The sequence below is a fragment of the Streptomyces sparsogenes genome (assembly GCF_001704635.1).
GTDB classification, from domain to species: Bacteria; Actinomycetota; Actinomycetes; order Streptomycetales; family Streptomycetaceae; genus Streptomyces; species Streptomyces sparsogenes.
The window spans coordinates 1-15,711 of sequence record NZ_MAXF01000134.1 but is presented as its reverse complement, the minus strand read 5'-3'; the positions used below and the strand labels follow the sequence as shown (position 1 = coordinate 15,711).

Below are 15,711 nucleotides of genomic sequence, written 5' to 3'. Positions count from 1 at the left end.
CCCATGGGCTTCAACAACTGGAACGCCACCCACTGCGACGCCTCGTTCAACGAGTCGATGGTCAAGGGGGTCGCCGACGCCTTCGTCTCGCTCGGCCTCAAGGACGTCGGCTACGAGTACGTCAACATCGACGACTGCTGGGCGGAGCCGAGCCGGAACGCGAACGGCGATCTGGTGCCCAACCGCACCCGCTTCCCCAACGGCATCAAGGCCGTGGCGGACTACGTTCACTCCAAGGGCCTGAAGTTCGGCATCTACACCAGCGCCGGCACCAAGACCTGCAACGGCGGCGGTGGCTTCCCCGGGGCGCTGAACCACGAGAAGCAGGACGCCAAGCTGTTCGCGTCCTGGGGCGTGGACTACCTCAAGTACGACAACTGCAACAACCAGGGCGTGGACGCCCAGCAGCGCTACAAGGCCATGCGCGACGCGCTCGCGGCCAGCGGCCGGAAGATCGCGTACAGCATCTGCGAATGGGGCCAGACCGACCCCAAGGTGTGGACCTGGGGCGAGCCGGTCGGGAATCTGTGGCGCACCACCGGCGACATCAGCGACACGTGGTCCAGCATGATCGGCAAGGTGCACATCAACGACGACCTCGCGCGGTACGCGGGCCCCGGCCACTGGAACGACCCGGACATGCTGGAGGTCGGCAACGGCGGGATGACCGCCACCGAGTACCGCACCCACTTCAGCCTGTGGGCGATGATGGCGGCGCCACTGCTCATCGGCAGCGACATCCGGAACGCCTCCGCCACCACCACGTCGATCCTGAAGAACACCGACCTGATCGCGGTGGACCAGGACACCCTGGGCAAGCAGGCGACCATCGTCTCCTCCAGCGGCGGCAAGGTCGTGTACGCCAGGCAACTGGCCAACGGTGACCGGGCCGTGGCCCTGCTCAACGAGAACTCCTCCAGCGCCACCGTCTCCACCACGGCCTCCGCGATCGGCCTCGGCGGCTCGTCCTCGTACCGCCTCAAGGACCTGTGGTCCAAGGCCACCACCACCACGACGGGTGCGATCAGCGCCTCGGTGCCCGCGCACGGCACGGTGGTGTTCCGGGTCTCCCGCGGCTGAACCCCGACCGCCCCACCCCCCGACTCCAGGGCGTACGAGCCCGTGGTCGACCCCTCGTGTCGCGCTCCGCGGTGTCCCGCGGAGCGCGACGGGTGGGTGGTCAGTGTGCGAGCCGCTCGTTCATGAGCAGGAAGGCGCCCAGGCCGTGGAGATCGTTGGTGTTGCGCTTGCGGCCGAGGTAATAGGCCAGGTCGCCGACGTTGGTGCCCTCGCTGATGTCGGCGATGTCGGTCAGCCCGTCCGCGTTGACGCTCACCTTCTTCAGGACGCCCTGGTAGCCCCGCCGCGCCGCGGACACGTAGTCGCCCCCGGCGATGTATTTGCGCTCCAGCGCCGCGTGGAGCATCAGGGTGTACATGCTGGAGGCGGAGGTCTCGGTCCAGTTGCCCGCCTCACCGCCCTTGTCCACCACCTGGAACCAGCGGCCGGTGCTCCGGTCCTGGTAGCGGACGAACCCCTTGGCCAGGTGTCTGACGTTGGCGATCAGCTCGGCCCGCCGGGGGTGGTCCACCGGCAGCAGGTCCAGCACCTCGATGTGGGTCATCGCGGTCCAGCCGATGGCCCGGGCCCAGTGGAAGGCGGAGGTGCCGGTGGCGGGGTCCGGCGACCAGGGGGCGTCACCGTCCGCGTCGTACGCGTGGTAGAGGAGCCCGTTGGACGCCTTGAGGTGGCGGAAGTACACGGCCAGGTTGCGGGTGACCTCGTCGTACGCGTACGCCTCGCCCCCGTACGCGATGCCGTGGCGCAGCAGGAACGGCTGGGCCATGAAGACCCCGTCCGCCCACAGCTCGTTGGTCTTGCCGGTGGAGTGCCACATGCCGCCGTCGGCGGTGCGCGGGTAGGTCGTGATGCGGGTGCGGATCTGGTCGGCGGCGGCGCGGTACCGCGGATCGCCGGTCTCCCGGTGGAGGATCAGCAGCAGGTTGCCGCACTGCATGGCGTCGAGGTTGTCGAAGCTGTGGTTGATGTGGCCGTCCGCGTCCACGTAGTAGTCCACCCACCGCTTGATGTACGCGAGGTAGGCCGGCTCCTTGACCCGCTGGTAGACGCGGTAGGCGCCGTAGAGGAACAGCCCGCGGGTGTAGCCCCAGCCGCCGAGGGACTTCGGGTCGGGGTTGCGGGCGATGGTGGAGTCCACCACGGCCCGGGACCAGTCGGCCGGGGCCGCGGCGGCGGCCCCGGCGGTGCCGAGCGCGAGTCCGCCGGTGAGGCCCAGGGTGCTCGCGAGGACGGTCCTGCGTCTGATCACTGGTCGGCTCCCGAGTGGGTGGTTTCCGGGTTCGAGGTGATGTCCGGGTTCGATAAGCTTGATCTGAGCATGTCACGAATCGTAACGCTCGCGAGCCCCGCGCGTTAGACGTCGAGGACCCGCGAACACACCGGATGAGCGCCCACCGGACAGGAGCCGCCCGTGGACACCGAACAGCGCGAGCAGGCACGGGCGCGAGCGCGCGAGGAGGCCGGGCGGCTGACCGCGCAGGGGATCGTCGGCACCGCGCTGACCTGGGTGGACAACGCGGGCCTGACCCGCGTGAAGGCCGTCCCCGCCACCCGGCTGGAACACGCCGTCCAGTGGGGCGTCGGCATGTCCCCCGTCTTCGACGTCTACCTCGTCGACGACTCCATGACCACCAGCCGCCACGTCGGCGGCCCCGACGGGGATCTGCGGCTCTTCCCCGACCTCGACCGGCTCACCCCCCTGGCCGCCCAGCCCCGCTGGGCCTGGGCCCCCGCCGACCGCTACGACGTGAGCGGGCGCGAGCACCCGGTCTGCCAGCGCCGGTTCGCCCACCGCATGGCCGAGCGGGCCCGGGAGCGCGGCATCGGGGTGCTCATGGGCTTCGAGACCGAGTGGGTGGTCACCACCGCCGGCGCGCCGGAGCGGGAGCCGCGCTACCCCACCGCGGGGCCCGCGTACGGGATGACCCGCCTGGTGGACCTGTCCGACTACCTCGCGGACGTGCTCGACGCCCTCCAGGCCCAGCGGGTCGAGGTCCTGCAACTGCACCCCGAGTACGCCCCCGGGCAGTTCGAGGTGTCCGTGGCGCCCGCCGACCCGGTCGGCGCGGCCGACCTCGCCGTGCTGGTGCGCCAGACGATCCGGGGCGTGAGCGCCCAGCACGGCCTGGAGCCGTCCTTCGCCCCCGTGGTCACCCCGGGCGCCGTCGGCAGCGGCGGCCATCTGCATCTGAGCCTGTGGCAGGGCGACCGCAACCTGTGCCGGGGCGGGGACGGACCGTGCGGCATGACGGCGACCAGCGAGGCCTTCCTGGCCGGGGTGCTGCGCGCGCTGCCCGCCCTGCTGGCCGTCGGCGCCCCGTCCCCGGCGAGCTATCTGCGTCTTGAGCCCTCCCGCTGGGCCGGCGCCTACCAGTGCTGGGGCCTGGAGAACCGCGAGGCCGCGCTGCGCTTCGTCGCCGGGGCGCCGGAGGACCCCGGCGGGGCCAACGCCGAGGTCAAGTGCTTCGACCAGGCGGCCAATCCGTATCTGGCCACCGGCGCGGTCATCGCCGCCGGGCTCGCCGGACTCGACTCCGGGCTGACCCTGCCCCCTCCGGTGGCCGGGGATCCGGCGCGGGAAGGCCGCGAGAAGCGGCTGCCCACCTCGCTGCCCGCCGCCCTGGAACACTTCGAGGCCTCGGACACGCTCCGCGAGGCGCTGGGCGACCCGCTCTTCGAGTCCATCGCCGCCGTGCGCCGCGCCGAGGCGGAGCTGTTCTCGGGGGCGAGCCCGCAGGACATCGCCACGGCCACCCGCGGGCGGTACTGATGGCCGCCCCCGGCGCGGCGCGGCCCGCGCCGCCCCTGGTGGACCACCACTGCCACGGCGTGGTGCGCGGCGAGCTGGACGCCGCCGCGTTCGAGGCGTACCTCACCGAGTCGGACGCCCCCGCCGCGCCCGGCACCAGCTACTTCGACACCCAGCTGGGGTTCGCGGTGCGCCGCTGGTGCCCGCCGCTGCTGGGCCTTCCACCCCACTGCCCGCCCGAGCGCTATCTCGCGCGGCGGCGGGAGCTGGGCGCGGCGGAGGTCACCCGGCGGCTGCTGCGCGCCGCCGGGATCACCGAGTTCCTGGTGGACACCGGGCTGCCCGGGCATCTGACCAGCCCCCGGGAGCTGGCCGAGGCCGCGGGGGGCACGGCGCGCGAGATCGTCCGGCTGGAACACCTCGCGGAGCGGGTCGCGGACACCTCGCGGACCACCGACTCCTTCCTGGCCTCGCTCGACGGCGCGGTGCGCGAGGCCGCGCGCACCGCCGCCGCCTTCAAGTCGGTGGCCGCCTACCGCCACGGCCTGGACCTGGCGCCCACCCCGCCCGCGCCGGCCCCGCTGCGCGCGGCGGCCGACCGCTGGCTGACCGCCCGCGCCACCGGCGACCCGGGCGCGGCCCGGGTCGCCGACCCGGTCCTGCTGCGCCACCTGCTGTGGGCCGCCGTGCGCACCGCCCTGCCGCTGCAGCTGCACACCGGGTTCGGCGACCCGGATCTGCGCCTGGACCGCTGCGACCCGCTGCTGCTCACCGACTTCGTTCGCGCCGTACGCCCCACCGGATGCCGGCTGGTGCTGCTGCACGGCTATCCGTACCACCGCGGCGCCGCCTATCTGGCCGCGGTGTTCCCGCATGTCTACGCCGACGTGGGCCTGGCGCTGACCCACACCGGGGCGCGGGCCGGGGCGGTGCTGGCGGAGGTGCTGGAGCTGGCCCCCTTCGGCAAGGTGCTCTTCTCCACCGACGCCCACGGCCTGCCGGAGCTGTACCTGGTCGGGGCGCGGCTGTTCCTCGAGGCCCTGGACGCGACGTCGGCCCGCTGGGTCCGCGACGGCGCCTGGTGCGCGGCGGACGCGGAGCGGGTGGCGGCCCTGGTGGCCGCGGACAACGCGCGCCGGGTCTACGGGCGCGGCGGCACCGTCGCCGACGACACCCTCGCCGACGGCACCTAGGCGTCGCGGGGCAGGGCCTTCCGGGCCGCGTCAGCGTCCCGGGGTGCGGAGGTGGATGCGCTCCCCCTGCTTTCCGAAGAGGCTGAGCACCTCCACGCTGCCGCGTCCCGCGGCGCCGAACCAGTGCGGGATCTGGCAGTCGAACTCGGCCGCCTCGCCGGCTCCCATGACGAAGTCCTGGTCGCCCAGCCGGACGCGGAGCCGGCCGCGGAGCACGTAGAGCCATTCGTAACCCGTGTGGGTGCGCAGATGGGGCTGTTCGTCGTGCGCGGGGATGGTCATCTTGTAGGCGCGTGGCTCCCCCTGCCGGCGCGACAACGGGATCAGCACCCGGCCGTCCTTGCGGGTGGGCCGCTGCGGCACGCGCGGGTCCAGGATCCGGGGCGCGGCGACGACCTCGTCGAGGGGGATGCCGAGCGCGGCGGTGATCGGCAGGAGCAGTTCGAGGCTCGGCTTGCGCTGAGCCGATTCGAGGCGCGACAGGGTGCTGGTCGAGATGCCGGTGGCGCGCGCGAGGTCGGCGAGGCTGACGCCCTTCTTCTGGCGGGCACGCCGTAGCCGGGGGGCGATCTGCTCGATCACGGCACCGACGCTGGGTTGTTCGTCCATGGAGCGCAGTCAAACCAATGTGTCCCGGAATCGGCAAGGCCCTTTGTCGAAAGCGGTGGTCCGTTCCGATCCTCTCCATGGAGGTGATCCGCATGGATACGACAAGGGCCGCGACACCCCGGAACAGCCGCTCCGACAGGCTGCCCGCCGGGGTGTACCTGCTGGGGTTCTGCCTGTTCGCGATGGGAAGCGCGGAGTTTCTGATGGCCGGCGTGCTGCCGGCGGTGGCCGGTGACCTGGACGTCACGCTCTCCTCGGCCGGGTTCCTGATCACCGCGTTCGCGCTGGGCGTGGTGATCGGCGGGCCGCCGTTCGCCGTGCTCAGTCTGCACTGGCCTCGCCGCACCGCCCTGGTGGCGACCCAGGGCGTCTTCGCCGCCGGCCTCGCCGCCGGACTGCTGGGCGACTACCGGGTCATGCTGGTCACCAGGGTGATATCGGGCATCGCCTACGCGGGCTTCTTCGCCGTCGCGTCGGTGACCGCCATCGGCCTGGTGACGCCGGACCGCAACGCCCGCGCCTCGGGAGTCGTGGTCAGCGGGCTGAGCGTGGCCATGGTCGCCGGCGGTCCCGCGGGCACCCTGCTCAGCCACTTCACCGATTGGCGCGGCGGCTTCTGGGCCGTGGTGGCCCTGACGGTCGCGGGGATCGCCGGTTGCCTCCTCGGGCTCCCCCCTGCCGATCCGCGCACCGACCGGACCGGCGGGCCGAGCGTGGCGCGGGAGCTGGCCACGATGCGGAAGCCGGCGTTGTGGGGCATCTACGGGATCACGATCCTCACCACCGCGGCGTACATGATCACGTTCAACTACCTGGCGGCGATGCTCGCGGACATCACGGCCCTCCCCGAGGCGTGGATCCCGGCGATCCTCGCGCTGTTCGGGATCGGGGCCTTCGCCGGCCTGTCCATCGGCGGCCGTGTCTCCGACCGGCGGCCGCACCTCGCGCTCCTCACCGGCGCGTCGGCGACCGTGCTCCTGTCGGTCGTGATGGTCGCCGCGATCCACCGGGCGTGGGCGGTGGTGCCCACGGTGTTCCTGTCCGGCGTCGCCGCGTTCGTGCTGAACCCCGCCGTCTACGGACGCGTCTTCGCCATCGCGGCCGAGGCGCCGACCCTCGCCGGCGCCACCACTGTCTCGGCGTTCCAACTGGGCATCAGCGTCACCCCCGTGCTCGCGGCCGCCTCACTCTCCCAAGGCGCCGCTCTCACCTCGGTCTGCCTGATCGGGGCCGCCCTCGCCGCGGCCGCCGTGCCCCTCGTTCTCCTCGACCGGGCGCGACAGGCCCGCCCGGCGGGACGCGCGGCGGCGGACGCGGCCTCGGCTACCATCCGTTCGGCGCACGGCACCGCCACGGCCCGGGTGGACCCTGAGGGAGCCCAGCGGTGACCGGCGGCCACCCCGGCCGGCCACCACCCCGGACCAGCCCTACGCGGAGGAGAAACCCATGCGGATCGGCGGCGCGACCGTCCTGCTCACCGGAGCGACCGGAGGCATCGGGCAGTCACTGGCCCGCGCCCTGAAGGCCAGGGGGGCCAGGCTGCTGCTCACCGGCCGGCGCGAGGACGTACTGCGGCCGCTGGCCGACCGGCTGGGCGCCCGGGCGATCGTCGCCGACCTGGCCGACCGGGCCCAGGTGGAGCGGCTGATCGCCGAGGCAGCGGAGACCGACATCCTCATCGCCAACGCGGCGCTGCCCGCCAGCGGCGAGGTCCTCGGCTTCGCCCCCGAGGAGCTCGACCGCGCGCTGGAGGTCAATCTGCGCGCCCCGCTCCAGCTGACCCGGGCGCTGGCCCCGCGCATGGTGACGGCGGGTTCCGGCCATATCGTCATGGTCGGCTCGCTGTCGGGGCGTACCGCCTCCCCGGGGGCGGCGCTCTACAACGCGGCCAAGTTCGGGCTGCGCGGCTTCGCGCTCGGACTGCGCCAGGACCTGCACGGCACCGGGGTGGGGGTCTCGGTGGTGCAGCCGGGGTTCGTGCGCGACGCCGGGATGTTCGCGGACTCCGGCGCCACCCCGCCCGCCGGCGTCCGTACGGTCAGCGCCCGCCAGGTCGCGGCGGCGACCCTGCGGGCCATCGAGCGGGACCGCGCCGAGGTGAACATCGCCCCGCTCGAACTGCGCCTGGGCAGCGCCCTGGGCGGGCTCTTCCCGAGCCTGGCGGCGGCGGCCCAGCGCGGCGCCGGGGCCGACCGCACGACGCGCCGGATGGCCGAGGGCCAGCGCGACAAGCGCTGAGCCGGCCCCGCCGCCGGCGGCGGGGCCGGTCGGCGCGGCGGGAAGGTGGTGTAGGTTCTACCGCCCCCACCAAGTGCGGCTGAGCGAGGGAGCGGGTCCATGCGTGCTGTGGTGTTCGACGCCTTCGGGCGCAAACCCGAGGTCCGGGACGTCCAGGATCCGGCCCCCTCGAGGCGCGGCGCGGTCATCCGGGTCGAGGCGACCGGGCTGTGCCGCAGCGACTGGCACGGCTGGATGGGGCACGACCCCGGCATCCGGCTGCCGCATGTGCCCGGCCACGAGCTGGCGGGCGTGGTCGAGGAGGTGGGGCCGGAGGTGCTGAACTGGCGCCCCGGTCAGCGCGTCACGGTCCCGTTCGTCTGCGCCTGCGGGCGCTGCGCCGCCTGCGCGGACGGCGCGCAGCAGGTGTGCGAGCGGCAGACGCAGCCGGGCTTCACCCACTGGGGCTCCTTCGCCCAGTTCGTGGCGATCGAGAACGCCGATGTGAACCTGGTGGGCATACGCGGCGAGTTGCCGTTCACCACGGCCGCCGGTCTGGGCTGCCGCTTCGCGACGGCCTTCCGCGCGGTGGTGGCGCAGGGCCGGGTGGCGCCGGGCGAGTGGGTGGCGGTGCACGGGTGCGGCGGGGTGGGGCTGTCCGCGGTCATGATCGCGGCCGCGGCGGGGGCGCGCGTGGTGGCGGTGGACATCTCGCCGCCGGCCCTGGCCCTGGCCCGGCGGTTCGGGGCGGAGGTGTGCGTGGACGCGGCCTCGACGCTGGGGTCGGTGGCGGACGCGGTCGCCGACGCGACCGGTGGGGGCGCCCATGTCTCGCTCGACGCGCTGGGCTCCCCGCGGACCTGCGCCGCGTCCGTCAACAGCCTGCGGCGGCACGGGCGCCATGTGCAGGTCGGCCTGCTGCCGCCGGCCGCGGGGAGCCCGATGCTGCCGATGGACCGGGTCATCGCGCTCGAACTGCGGCTGCTGGGCAGCCACGGCATGGCGGCGCACGCGTACGGTCCGATGATGGAGATGGTCGAGGCCGGGACCCTGCGGCCGGATCTCCTGGTCACCGATGTCATCGGGCTCGACGAGGTGCCCGAGGCCCTGATGGCGATGGCGGCGGCGAGGGGCGCCGGGGTCACGGTCATCGAGCCCCGGCGCCCGGCCGCCCCGCGGTGACGGCCCGCGGGCTCGGCCGGGGATCCGTACCGTGTCGCCGGTGAGCCCGACCCGGGCGTGGGTCACCTCGACGCAGGAGACGGTCCCCCGCCCGTGCCGGGCGCGGGCGCCCGCCCGGGGTACGGCCGCGAGCCGTGGTTGCCGTCACAGCGGGAGGGCGCCGGTCAGCAGGGCGGCCGCGGTCATCACGAGCGTGGTGCCGAAGGCCCAGCGGAAGATGAACCGCTGGTGTTCGCCGAGCTGTACGCCGCTCATGCCGAGCAGGATGAAGGTGGCGGCGGTGAGCGGGCTGAGCGGGAAGCCGGTGGTCATCTGGCCGAGGACGGCGGCGCGGGCGATCTCGGCCGGGTCGGTGCCGAAGGAGTCGGCGGTGCCGGCGAGCACCGGCAGGATGCCGAAGTAGTAGGCGTCGGGGGTGAAGACGAGGCTCAGCGGCATGCTGGTGACCGCGACCAGCACGGGCAGATGGCCGCCGAGGCCGTCGGGGATCACCTCGACCATCGCGTGGGCCATCTTCTCGATCATTCCGGTGCCGGTGAGGATGCCGGTGAACACCCCCGCGGCGAAGATCATGGTGGTGACCAGCACCACGCTGTTGCCGTGCTTCTCCAGCAGGGCCTGCTGCTCCTCCCAGCCGGGGTGGTTGACCAGCAGCGCGACGACGAAGGCGAGGACGAACAGGACGGGCAGCGGCATGGCCTCCAGGACCAGGCAGACCAGCAGGACGAGGGTGAGCGTCAGGTTGAAGACCGTCAGCGCGGTGCCGGCCCTGGCGGGGGCCACCCGGGGGGTGCCGGGGCCGTCGCCGACCGCGACCTCGTCGGGCCGGGGCGTGCCGAGCTCGCCGAGCCGGCGGCGCTCGCGGCGGCCGATGAGGCAGGCGGCCAGCAGCACCCAGGCGATGCCCGCGGCGAGTGCGGGCAACAGCGGGGTGATCACCTCGGAGGTGTCCAGCTTCAGCGCGGCGGCCGCGCGGGCGGTGGGGCCGCCCCACGGCACCATGTTCATCACGCCCGCGCCGAGGCCGACCACCCCGGCGAGCACCAGCCGGCTCATGCCCAGGCGCCGGTAGACGGGCAGCAGCGCGGAGATGGTGATGAGGAAGGTGGAGGCGCCGTCGCCGTCGAGCGCCACGCATATCGTCAGGACGGCGGTGCCGACGGTGATGCGCAGCGGGTCCCTGCGGGCGACCCGCAGGATGCCGCGGATCAGCGGCTCGAACAGGCCCGCGTCCACCATCAGGCTGAAGTAGAGCACCGCGAAGGCGATCATGATGCCGGTGGGCGCCACCTTGGACAGCCCGTCCAGCGCCATCGGGCCCAGGTCGTCCCCGTATCCGCCGATGACCGCGGTGACCACCGGGGTGAGGACCAGGGCGACCAGCACCGAGACCCGTTTGGTCATGGTGAGCAGCAGGAAGCCGCCGATCGTGCAGAAGCCCAGTGCTGCCAGCATGGCCGCTCGCTCTCTTTCTTCCTCGGATGTTGCCCGTTGAGTTTCCGAGCGGCGAAAGATCCGCGTCCAGCATCGAACACAGATCTGTCCATGCGTTTAGCGCAACAGTTCCCTGGCCTGCCTCGCGCGTCTACTCTCCCGCTTCATGATGGACGTCACTCTGCGCCAGCTCGCGGCGTACGCCGCGGTGGCCCGTGCCGAGAGCTTCACCGCCGCCGCGGCCGAACTGCACCTGTCCCAGTCCTCGCTGAGCCGCGCGGTCGCGGACCTGGAGCGCACGCTCGGCATGCGGCTGCTGGAGCGGGACACCCGCAATGTGCGGCTGACCCCGGCCGGGGCGGAGGCGCTGCGGATAGCGGACCAGATCCTCTCCGCGCACCGGGCGGGGCTGGCGCAGCTGGGCCGCTATGTCTCGGGCGAGCGGGGCACGGTGGCGCTGTCCACCCTGCCCTCGGTGGCGGCCGTGCTGCTGCCGCCGGTGATCTCCGCCTTCCGCGCGCGGCGCCCGCAGATGACCGTGCGGCTGCTGGACGGCCTGGAACGCCCGGTGCTTCAGCGGGTCGTGGACGGCGACGCGGACTTCGCGGTGTCCACGGTGGCGCGGCGCACGGCCGGGATACGGCTGCGCCCGCTGGTCCGGGACCGTTTCGACGCCGTGCTCCCCGAACACCACCCGCTCGCCGAGCGGTCCGAGGTGAGCTGGGAGGACCTGGGCCGCGAGCCGTTCCTGGCGGTCGGCGCGGACTCCAGCGTGCGCCGGATGACGGACGCCGCCTTCGCCCAGGCGGGCCTGTCGGCGGACCCGGCGGCGGAGGCCTCCAGCGTGGCGACGGTGGGCGGTCTCGTCGCGGCGGGGCTCGGGGTGTCCGCCATGCCCGCCCTGGTGCATCCGCTGGTGGCGCCCGGGAAGCTGGTGCGGCGCCCGCTGGTGGACCCGGTGGTCGAACGGCGGCTGCATGTGGTGCTTCCGGCGCGCCGGGCGCTTCCGCCGGGGGCGCGCCGCTTCCTGGAGCAGTTGGAGGAGTTCCGCGGCGCGGGCCTGCGGCCGGGGTGCGGCCACGGGCTGCCCGACGGGGTCTTCTGGGAGGAGGGCGAGGCGTCGTGAGCGGAACTCTTGTGAGATCCGCATGAATTGATGCCTCTTAATTGCTGGACCCGCATATGCGCGACCCCGCAGCCTGATCCCCATGGACAACGACAGCCGCACACCTAGGGGACAGCAGGGACAGCGGGGACAGCTGACCGGCTTGAAGGTGGTGGAGTTCGCCCATGTCGTCGCGGGCCCCCTCGCCGGGGCGATGCTCGCCGACCAGGGGGCCGACGTGGTGCACGTGGAGCCCCCCGGCGCGGGCGACGCGGCCCGGGCCATGGGGCCGCGGCGCGACGGGGTGCCGCTGTGGTTCAAGGTCGCGGGCCGCAACAAGCGCTCCGTCACCCTGGATCTGCACCACGAGGAGGGGCGGCGGATCGCCCACGACCTCATCGCCTGGGCCGATGTGGTGATCGTGACCCTGCGCGCGGGGCGGCTGCGCGCCTGGGGCCTCGACTGGGAGGCCGTGCACGCCGTCAACCCGAAGGCGATCCTGCTGCAGATCTCCGGCTTCGGCGCGACCTCCTCGCGGGCCGACGCCCCCGGCTTCGGCAAGATGGGCGAGGCCCGCAGCGGGGTGGTGCACCTGACCGGCTTCCCGGACGGGCCGCCCGTGCACACCGGCTTCTCCCACGGGGACGCGGTCACGGGCCTGATGGGCGCCTTCGCGATCCTGGCCGCGCTGCACCGCCGCGACACCGATCCGGACTTCGACGGCGAATGGATCGACCTGGCCCTCTTCGAGCCGCTGTTCCGGCTGGTGGAGTGGCAGATCATCGCGTACGACCAGCTGGGCGCGGCCCCGGAGCGGGCCGGCAACCAGCTCGCCGTCGCGCCCGCCGCCGTCATCAACACCTACCGCAGCGGCGACGGCGACTGGCTGACGGTCACCTCGGCCACCACCCGGTCGGTGCTCAACGTGGTGCGGCTGCTGGGCCTGGACGAGGCGGAGTACGCGACCGTGGAGGCGCAGCACGCCGGGCGGGAGCGGCTGGATCACGCGCTGCGCGAGTGGGTGGCCGCGCGCCCGGCGGAGGAGTGTCTGGCGGCCTTCGAGCGCGCCGAGGTGGTGGCCTCCCGGGTGTTCAGCGCGGCGGACATCGTCGCCGATCCGGTCTACGCGGAGCGGGAGGACGTCGTCACCGTCGACGACCCCGACCTCGGCCCCGTCCGGATGCAGGCCGCGCTGCCGCACTTCCGCCGCAACCCCGGCGGGGTGTGGCGGACCGGCCCCGCGCTGGGCGCGGACAACGAGCTGGTCTACGGGCGGTGGCTGGGCATCGACGGGGAGCGGCTGGCGAAGCTGGAGGGCGAGGGTGTCATCTGACCGGGACCGGGGCCGGGACCACGACCGGAGCAGCGGCCGGGACGGGGACCGGGACCGCGGCCGGGAGCCGCTGCGCTCGCTGCTCTTCGTCCCCGGCGGCAAGACGGGCTGGCTGGCCAAGGCCGAGGCGGCCGGCGCCGACGCGGCGATCCTCGACCTGGAGGACGCGGTCCCGGCGGGCGCCAAGGAGGCGGCGCGGAAGGCGGTGGCCGAGGCGGTGGAGCGGGCGGCCCGGGCCCCGGGGCCGATGCGGCTGTTCGTACGGATCAACCCGCTGGACCGCGCGGCGGGTTGGGCGGGCGCCGAGGACCTGCGCGCGGTGGCCGGGCCCGGGCTGTACGGAGTGGTGCTGCCGAAGGTGGACCACGCCGACGACGTACGGGTCGCCGACCGGCTGCTGGCGTGGTGCGAGCGCGAGGCCGGCCTGCCCGAGGGGCGGATCGCGCTGGTGCCGCTGCTGGAGACCGCGCGCGGGCTGCGCGAGGCCTACGACATCGGGCGGGCCGCCGGCCGGGTGGCGCACCTCGGCGCGCTGACCGCCCCGGGCGGGGACGTGGAGCGCGCGGTCGGCTACCGCTGGAGCCCGGGCGGCGAGGAGACCCACCACCTGCGCGCCCGGGTGCTGCTGGACGCGCGCGCGGCGGGCAGCCCCCACCCGGTGGCCGGGCTGTGGGCCGACGTCGCCGACCTGACGGGGCTGCGGACCTTCGCGGAGCGCAACCGGGCCCTGGGATACGAGGGGATGGCGGTGATCCACCCGTCGCATGTGCCGGTGGTCAACGAGGTGTTCTCGCCGGACGCCGGGGAGCTGGCGCGCTGCGAGCGGCTGGTGGCGGCGGTGGAGGCGGCGCAGGCGCGGGGCGAGGGCGCGGTGCTGTTCGAGGGGCGGATGGTGGACGAGGCGATGGCGGCGACGGCGCGCCGCGCCCTCGCCCGGCGGGCGCGGCGGCCCTGACCTCGCCCGCCCCGCGACGCCCAGGGCCGGCCTGACCGGTCGTCACCCGGCCGGTCACTCCGTCCCGTCGGGCCCCTTGACGCCCACCGGCAACCTGACTACACATTTGGGAGCGCTCCCACACCCAGCCCCGACGCCCCCGGTCCCGCACCCGCCGTGTCCGCACGTCCGCGCCCGTTCAGACACCGAAGGAAGGTCCCCGATGCCCGCTCGCCCCCGTCCGTACGGCGCACGCGCCGCCGCCGCGCTGCTGGCCGGCGCGCTGTTACTGATCACCGCGCCGTCCGCCCCCGCCGCCCCCGCGGCCCCGGCCGGGGCGCGCACCGGTGCCACGGCCGCGGCGGCGCCGGACGCCGTCCGGGTCAACCAGCTGGGCTACCTCCCCAACGGCCCCAAGCGCGCCACCGTCGTCACCACGGCCACCACCGCGCTGCCCTGGCAACTGCGCGACGCCACGGGCGCGGTGGCCGCCTCGGGCACCACCGTCGTGCGGGGCGCCGACGCGGCGTCGGGCGACTCGACGCACCTGGTGGACTTCTCCTCGTACCGGGGCAGGGGCACCGGCTACACCCTCACCGTGGACGGCCGGGTCAGCCACCCCTTCGACATCCGCGCCGATCTGTACGACGGGCTGCGCGCGGACACGATGAACTTCTTCTACCAGCAGCGCAGCGGAATCCCGATCGAGGCGTCGCTGGCCGGCGGAGCGGCGTACGCCCGGCCGGCCGGGCACCTGGGGGTCGCGCCCAACCAGGGGGACACCGCCGTTCCGTGCCAGGCCGGGGTGTGCGACTACGCCCGGGATGTCCGCGGCGGCTGGTACGACGCCGGTGACCACGGCAAGTACGTGGTCAACGGCGGCATTTCGGTGTGGCAGACGGTGAACTCCTTCGAGCGGGCCAAGCGCGCGGGACACCAGGCGGCGCTCGGGGACGCCACGCTGCGGGTGCCCGAGCGCGGCAACCGCGTCCCCGACGTGCTGGACGAGGCGCGCTGGGAGCTGGAGTTCCTGATGCGGATGCAGGTCCCGGAGGGCAAGCCGCACGCCGGGATGGCCTTCCACAAGATCCACGACGCTCAGTGGACCGGCCTGCCCACCCGGCCCGAGCAGGACTCCCAGCCTCGCGAGCTGCACGCGCCGTCGACCGCGGCCACGCTCAACCTGGCGGCGGCCACGGCCCAGTGCGCGCGGGTGTTCGCGCCGTACGACAAGGCCTTCGCCGCCCGCTGCCTGGCCTCCGCGCGCCGCGCCTGGAGCGCCGCGAAGGCCGAGCCGGACGTGCTCGCCCCGGACTCGGACGCCACCGGTGGCGGGGCGTACGGGGACGCCCGGGTCGGCGACGAGTTCTACTGGGCGGCGGCCGAGCTGTACGCGACCACCGGGGAGCGCCGGTACCGCGACGCGGTCACCTCCTCGCCCTTCCACACCTCGGCCGACGTGTTCACCCCGCTCGGCTTCGCCTGGGCCGACACCGCGGCCCTGGGCCGGATCACCCTGGCCACCGTCCCGAACGGGCTGGCCGCCGCCGACGGGGCCCGGGTCCGCGCCTCGGTGGTCTCGGCCGCCGACGGCTATCTGGCCGCCATGGGCCGCCAGGGCTACGCGGTGCCGCTGCCGGCGGACGGCTATGTGTGGGGCTCCAACGGCCAGGTGGCGAACAACGCGAGCGTCATCGCCGTCGCCTATGAACTCACCGGGCAGCGGCGCTACCGCGACGGGGCGCTGGAGGCGCTGGACTACCTGCTGGGCCGCAACGCCCTGGGCCAGTCCTATGTCTCGGGCTACGGGGAGCAGGCGTCCCGCAACCAGCACCACCGCTTCTGGGCCCACCAGGCGGACGCCTCCCAACCCGC

13 protein-coding genes are annotated in these 15,711 nt (G+C 74.2%); 10 read left to right on the top strand and 3 right to left on the bottom strand.

Annotated elements, in window-relative coordinates:
• The coding region (locus BBH68_RS27950; RefSeq protein WP_065966483.1) for a glycoside hydrolase family 27 protein at positions 1-1,080 on the top strand (1,080 nt) is incomplete at its 5' end.
• Positions 1,081-1,180: 100 nt separating this feature from the next.
• On the opposite strand, the gene BBH68_RS27945 is transcribed toward BBH68_RS27950, so the two are convergent.
• Entirely contained in the window at positions 1,181-2,329 is a 1,149-nt protein-coding gene (locus BBH68_RS27945; RefSeq protein ID WP_065966480.1) for a glycoside hydrolase family 88/105 protein, read from the bottom strand.
• A 162-nt stretch (positions 2,330-2,491) separates the two neighbouring features.
• On the opposite strand from BBH68_RS27945, the gene BBH68_RS27940 reads away from it, so the two are divergent.
• Together BBH68_RS27940 and BBH68_RS27935 are read left to right on the top strand one after the other, a co-directional pair.
• Positions 2,492-3,850 (top strand): type I glutamate--ammonia ligase, encoded by a 1,359-nt coding sequence (locus BBH68_RS27940; protein ID WP_065966479.1) that lies wholly within the window; start codon positions 2,492-2,494, stop codon positions 3,848-3,850.
• Positions 3,850-5,022 (top strand): amidohydrolase family protein, encoded by a 1,173-nt coding sequence (locus BBH68_RS27935; protein WP_065966478.1) that lies wholly within the window; start codon positions 3,850-3,852, stop codon positions 5,020-5,022. The genes BBH68_RS27940 and BBH68_RS27935 overlap by 1 nt, the downstream gene beginning before the upstream one ends.
• Positions 5,023-5,052: 30 nt before the next feature.
• On the opposite strand, the gene BBH68_RS27930 is transcribed toward BBH68_RS27935, so the two are convergent.
• Positions 5,053-5,631, bottom strand: coding sequence for a helix-turn-helix domain-containing protein (locus BBH68_RS27930; RefSeq protein ID WP_065966477.1), 579 nt, complete (start codon positions 5,629-5,631; stop codon positions 5,053-5,055).
• A 92-nt stretch (positions 5,632-5,723) separates the two neighbouring features.
• Here BBH68_RS27930 and BBH68_RS27925 point away from each other — a divergent pair, with 92 nt between their 5' ends.
• The 3 genes from BBH68_RS27925 to BBH68_RS27915 all read left to right on the top strand — a co-directional run bounded on the left by BBH68_RS27925 (position 5,724) and on the right by BBH68_RS27915 (position 9,030).
• Entirely contained in the window at positions 5,724-7,019 is a 1,296-nt protein-coding gene (locus tag BBH68_RS27925; protein WP_079151235.1) for an MFS transporter, read from the top strand.
• A gap of 58 nt (positions 7,020-7,077) precedes the next feature.
• Positions 7,078-7,869 carry an SDR family NAD(P)-dependent oxidoreductase gene (locus tag BBH68_RS27920; protein WP_065966475.1) on the top strand — a complete coding sequence of 264 codons (792 nt, stop codon included), beginning with the start codon at positions 7,078-7,080 and terminating at the stop codon, positions 7,867-7,869.
• 99 nt (positions 7,870-7,968) lie between these two features.
• A complete protein-coding gene (locus tag BBH68_RS27915) occupies positions 7,969-9,030 on the top strand; it encodes a zinc-binding dehydrogenase (protein WP_065966474.1) in 1,062 nt (353 codons plus the stop codon).
• Positions 9,031-9,174: 144 nt separating this feature from the next.
• On the opposite strand, the gene BBH68_RS27910 is transcribed toward BBH68_RS27915, so the two are convergent.
• Positions 9,175-10,485, bottom strand: a complete 1,311-nt coding sequence (locus BBH68_RS27910) for a CitMHS family transporter (RefSeq protein ID WP_065966473.1) — start codon at positions 10,483-10,485, stop codon at positions 9,175-9,177.
• A gap of 148 nt (positions 10,486-10,633) precedes the next feature.
• Here BBH68_RS27910 and BBH68_RS27905 point away from each other — a divergent pair, with 148 nt between their 5' ends.
• The 4 genes from BBH68_RS27905 to BBH68_RS27890 form a co-directional block, all read left to right on the top strand.
• Positions 10,634-11,590 (top strand): LysR family transcriptional regulator, encoded by a 957-nt coding sequence (locus BBH68_RS27905; protein WP_065966482.1) that lies wholly within the window; start codon positions 10,634-10,636, stop codon positions 11,588-11,590.
• An 82-nt stretch (positions 11,591-11,672) separates the two neighbouring features.
• Positions 11,673-12,902, top strand: coding sequence for a CaiB/BaiF CoA transferase family protein (locus tag BBH68_RS27900; RefSeq protein WP_065966472.1), 1,230 nt, complete (start codon positions 11,673-11,675; stop codon positions 12,900-12,902).
• Positions 12,892-13,857, top strand: a complete 966-nt coding sequence (locus BBH68_RS27895; protein ID WP_245738343.1) for an HpcH/HpaI aldolase/citrate lyase family protein — start codon at positions 12,892-12,894, stop codon at positions 13,855-13,857. The genes BBH68_RS27900 and BBH68_RS27895 overlap by 11 nt, the downstream gene beginning before the upstream one ends.
• A 202-nt stretch (positions 13,858-14,059) precedes the next feature.
• On the top strand, positions 14,060-15,711 hold a 1,652-nt coding region (locus BBH68_RS27890), incomplete at its 3' end, for a glycoside hydrolase family 9 protein (protein WP_065966471.1).